The sequence below is a fragment of the Acidovorax sp. KPB24-03 genome (assembly GCF_057546605.1).
This window is the reverse complement of record NZ_BAAJYR010000284.1, coordinates 1-4,525: the sequence shown is the minus strand read 5'-3', so window position 1 is coordinate 4,525 and position 4,525 is coordinate 1. Positions and strand designations below refer to the sequence as shown.

The window sequence follows — 4,525 nt, the reverse complement described above, 5'->3', positions numbered from 1 at the left end:
CCCGCCCGACAGCTCGGCCGGGTAGCGGTTCAGGAACATGTCGATGTGCAGCCGCTCGGCCAAGGCGCGCACGCGCTCGGCGATGCCCTTGTCGCCCCGCAGCTTGAGCGGCGAGGCGATGTTGTCGGCCACCGTCATGGAGGGATAGTTGATGAACTGCTGGTACACCATGGCCACGTTGCGCTCGCGCACGGGCACGCCGGTCACGTCCACACCATCCACGCGCACCGTGCCTTCGGTCGGCTTGTCCAGCCCCGCCATGATGCGCATCAGGCTGGTCTTTCCCGCCTGCGTGCGCCCAGCAGAACGGTCACCGCGCCGCTTTGCAGCGCCATGTCCATGCCATGCAGCCAGGTCTGGGCCCCTACCCGCTTGTTGATGCTCTCAAGTGCCAGCTGCATGCAGCTACCCCATTTCTGCGACCCGAACCGCAGCGCAGAGCGCGCACGGTCAAGTCTTCGTTGTTCGATTGCGATCATTTTTGTTGTTTTGTGATCGTTTTGAATCAAGGTTTACCCTTGATTGATTCGTTTTTGTTCGCTTGGCGCCAGTGGCGCGCCCCACCCCACCGTCAGCGCGCCGTGCGGCGAAGGACGTCTGCAGCGAGGGCGATGGCCAAAAAAACAGCGTCTCCAGCGCACTCCGTGCTCTGGAGGTTCCGGGTTTTCCCCTGTGTCGCAAACGCCCTGCTCGGTATTCACACCCTTTACCGCTTGAAACATTGCCCCTAGTCTCGGGCTTCATCCACGAGCGTCGGCGGTGTCGGCGGCGCTCCCGTCCAATTTCGTATCTGGGAGATGTCATGAACAAAATGCGTGTGCTGTCGGTGGCTGTTCTTGCCTGTCTATCGTCGGTCGCCATGGCACAAAGCACGTCGGGCATGGCGGGCAGCAGCAGCCTCAACATGTACGGCATCGTGGACCTGGGCGTCAGCCATGTGACCGGCGGCCCCGGCGGCAATCAGACCCGGCTGATCAGCGGCAACATGGAAGGCTCGCGCCTGGGCTTCAAGGGCAACGAAGACCTGGGCGGTGGCTACCGTGCGATCTTCACCATGGAAGCGCGGATCGAGGCCGATACCGGCGACACCAGCAACCGCCCCGTGTCCCTGGGCCAGTTGCCCGACCGGCTGAGCACGGCCACCTCGCTGGGCCTGCCCGCGGCCCTGCAGCCCGCGGTGACCGCCGTGGCCAATCAGATCGGCTCCAACATCGGCGTCAACCTGAACAAAACCTTCTTCGACCGCCAGATATTCAGCGGTCTGGTGACCCCGTTCGGCGCCTTCACGTTCGGCCGCCAGTACACGCCCGGCTACCTGGCCACCGGCAACTTCGATGCGATGAAGACTGAGTCCAGCCTGTCCCTGGGACAACTGGTGGCGATCCCGAACTCGTTCGACATCCGGGTCAGCAACTCGATCCAGTACGCCCTGCAAAAGGACGGCCTCACCGCCACCGCCATGTACGCCGCCGGCGAGGTGGCGGGCAAGCCGAGCGCGCGGCGCCTGCTGGGCATCATGGCGATCTACAAGGGCGACGGCTATTCGTTCGGCGGCGGCTACAACACCCGCAACAACGAACTGGGCGAAAAGTCGCTCACCACCGGCATCGTGGGTGCCACGCTGGACATCGGCCCGGGCACGCTGTCCGGCCAGTACGCCGTCATCAAGGACGACCACCCGAGCGACCTGTCCACCATCGCCGCGAGCCTGTCGGCCAACCCGGCCACGGCGCCGGTGGCGGGCCTGGTGCAGAACGCGTTCATCCAGGGCTTCAAGCAGGACGCCCGCCTGTTCCAGGTCGGCTACCGCATCACCAGCGGCGTGCACACGGTGACCGTGGCCTACAACAACATGAACGACAAGCGCCCGTTCAATGCCGACCGCTACTCCTACGGCGCGGCCTACACCTACGCGCTGTCCAAGCGCACCGACGTGAGCGCCGTGCTGACGCACCTGGAAAACAAGAACACCTCGCAGGACTTTCTGGGTGGCAACGGTTTCATCGGAGGCGTGGCTGCCTCCCCAGGCAAGGACGTGAACAGCATCGCCTTGTCGATTCGCCACCGGTTCTGACGCGCTCCGCAGTCTTCCAAGAGACGCCTTTGGCCGCCGAGACAAATCCCCCGCAAGGGGGATTTTTTTCGTCCGGGGCCACTGAAAACCTTGCGGGGCACCGACCGCGGCGCCCTCCGCCTCGGCGTTCGATCCGGATCGGGATTGTTGCTTCTTGATCGTTTCCCATCAAGGTTTACCCTGGAACTGTTCGTTTTGGTTCGCTTTAAAGTCAGGCAGTCCCGCTGCGGACCCTGCGCTGTCATTTCTTTTCGATTTCGCTTCGCCACCCGAATCCTTTCCGTGAACACCAACCCCCGCCAACTGCGCCTGCTCGAAGAGGTCCGCTCCCGCCAATCCGCCACCGTGGAGGAGCTGGCCGACACCTTGGGCGTGACGCTGCAGACGGTGCGGCGTGACGTGCAGCGGCTGGCCGAACTGGGGCTGGTGAGGCGGTTCCACGGCGGCGTGCGGGTGCCGACCTCCACCGTGGAGAACCTCGGCCATACGCAGCGCGAAACGCTGCATGCCGACGGCAAGGCCCGCATCGCGCGCGCCGTGGCGGCCCAGGTGCCCAACGACTGCTCGCTGATCCTCAACATCGGCACCACCACCGAAGCCATCGCCCGGGCGCTCATGCACCACCGCGGCCTGCGCGTCATCACCAACAACCTGAACGTGGCCGCCATCCTGAGCGGCAAGCCCGACTTCGAAGTCATCGTGGCCGGCGGCGTGGTGCGCTCGCGCGACCGCGGCATCGTGGGCGAAGCCGCGGTGGATTTCATCCGCCAGTTCCGGGTGGACATCGCGCTCATCGGCATCTCCGGCATCGAGTCGGACGGTACGCTGCGCGACTTCGACTACCGCGAGGTGAAGGTGGCGCAGACCATCATCGCCCAGGCCCGCGAGGTCTGGCTGGCCGCCGACCACAGCAAGTTCAGCCGCGCGGCGATGGTGCAGGCCGCCACGCTGGCGCAGATCGGCCGGCTGTTCACCGATGCGCCGCCACCCGAGCCCTTTCCCGCGCTGCTGCGCGATGCCGGCGTGGACTGCACCGTCGCTGGATGACGCCCCCACCGCCCTGCGGCACCCTGCCGGCCCTCTCCCTCCAGAATCCACCATGACCTATCTGCTCGCCCTCGACCAAGGCACCTCCAGTTCCCGCAGCATCGTGTTCGACGAGCGCGGCCACATCGTCGCGCAGGCACAGCTGGAACTGCCGCAGATCTACCCGCAGCCCGGCTGGGTGGAGCACGACCCGCGCGAGATCTGGCGCACCCAGCTGGCCACCGCGCGGCAGGCCCTGGCCCAGGCGAATCTGAAGGCCGGCGACGTGCGGGCGCTGGGCATCACCAACCAGCGCGAGACCACGGTGCTGTGGAACCGGCGCACCGGCGAGCCCGTGCACCACGCCATCGTCTGGCAGGACCGCCGCGCCGAGCCGCTGTGCGCCGAGCTGCGCGAGCGCGGCCTGGCCGACACCATCCAGGCCAAGACCGGCCTGCTGATCGATGCGTATTTCTCGGGCACCAAGCTGCGCTGGCTGCTGGACCACGTGCCCGGCGCGCGCGCCCAGGCCGAGCGCGGCGAACTGGCCTTCGGCACCGTGGACAGCTGGCTCATCTGGCAGCTCACGCAAGGCCAGGTGCACGTGACCGACGTGAGCAACGCCGCGCGCACCATGCTCTTCAATGTGCGCACCAACCAGTGGGACGACGAACTGCTGGAGCTGCTGCAGATCCCGCGCGCCCTCATGCCCGAGGTGCGCCCCTCCAGCGCCCACTTCGGCGACACCCACCCCGAGCTGCTGGGCAGCGCCCTGCCCATCGGCGGCGTGGCCGGCGACCAGCAGAGCGCGCTGTTCGGCCAGGCCTGCTTCAAGGCCGGCATGGCCAAGAACACCTACGGCACCGGCTGCTTCATGCTGATGCACACGGGGCAGAAGTTCCAGACCTCCACCAACGGCCTGCTCACCACCAGCGCGGCCCAGATCGGCACGGCGCCGCCCGGCGCGGCCTCGCTCAGCTTGGCCGGCAGCACGCCCGAGTTCGCCATGGAAGGCAGCGTGTTCGTCGGCGGCGCGTGGTGCAGTGGCTGCGCGACGGCCTGCGCGCCATCTCGGCCAGCAACGAGGTGCAGTCGCTCGCCGAAAGCGTGCCCGATTCGGGCGGCGTGATGATGGTGCCCGCCTTCACCGGCCTGGGCGCGCCCTACTGGAAGCCCGACGCGCGCGGCACCATCACCGGCCTCACGCGCGGCACCACGCTCGCCCACATCGCGCGGGCGGCGCTGGAGAGCATCGCCTACCAGAGCGCCGCGCTGCTGCAGGCCATGAGCCGCGACGCCGTGGCCGCCGGCGGCGCGCCGGTGAGCGAGCTGCGCGTGGACGGCGGCGCCTGCGTGAACGACCTGCTCATGCAATTCCAGGCCGACCTGCTGGGCATTCCCGTGGTGCGGCCCGCGGTGATCGAG

2 protein-coding genes and 2 pseudogenes are annotated in these 4,525 nt (G+C 67.3%); 3 read left to right on the top strand and 1 reads right to left on the bottom strand.

Annotated features, from left to right (window positions below; translation table 11 throughout):
• A pseudogene (locus AC27KI_RS19230) lies at window positions 1–401 on the bottom strand (ATP-binding cassette domain-containing protein); the annotation flags it as partial.
• 401 nt (window positions 402–802) lie between these two features.
• On the opposite strand from AC27KI_RS19230, the gene AC27KI_RS19225 reads away from it, so the two are divergent.
• The 3 genes and pseudogenes from AC27KI_RS19225 to glpK all read left to right on the top strand — a co-directional run.
• A complete protein-coding gene (locus AC27KI_RS19225; protein WP_487115306.1) occupies window positions 803–2,074 on the top strand; it encodes a porin in 1,272 nt (423 codons plus the stop codon).
• 282 nt (window positions 2,075–2,356) lie between these two features.
• Window positions 2,357–3,121 carry a DeoR/GlpR family DNA-binding transcription regulator gene (locus AC27KI_RS19220; RefSeq protein ID WP_284394152.1) on the top strand — a complete coding sequence of 255 codons (765 nt, stop codon included), beginning with the start codon at window positions 2,357–2,359 and terminating at the stop codon, window positions 3,119–3,121.
• A gap of 52 nt (window positions 3,122–3,173) precedes the next feature.
• A pseudogene (glpK, locus tag AC27KI_RS19215) lies at window positions 3,174–4,525 on the top strand (glycerol kinase GlpK); the annotation flags it as partial.

Coding starts and splice junctions, on each gene's coding strand:
- AC27KI_RS19225 (WP_487115306.1), top strand. CDS start 803: ATGAACAAAATGCGTGTGCTGTCGGTGGCTGTTCTTGCCTGTCTATCG.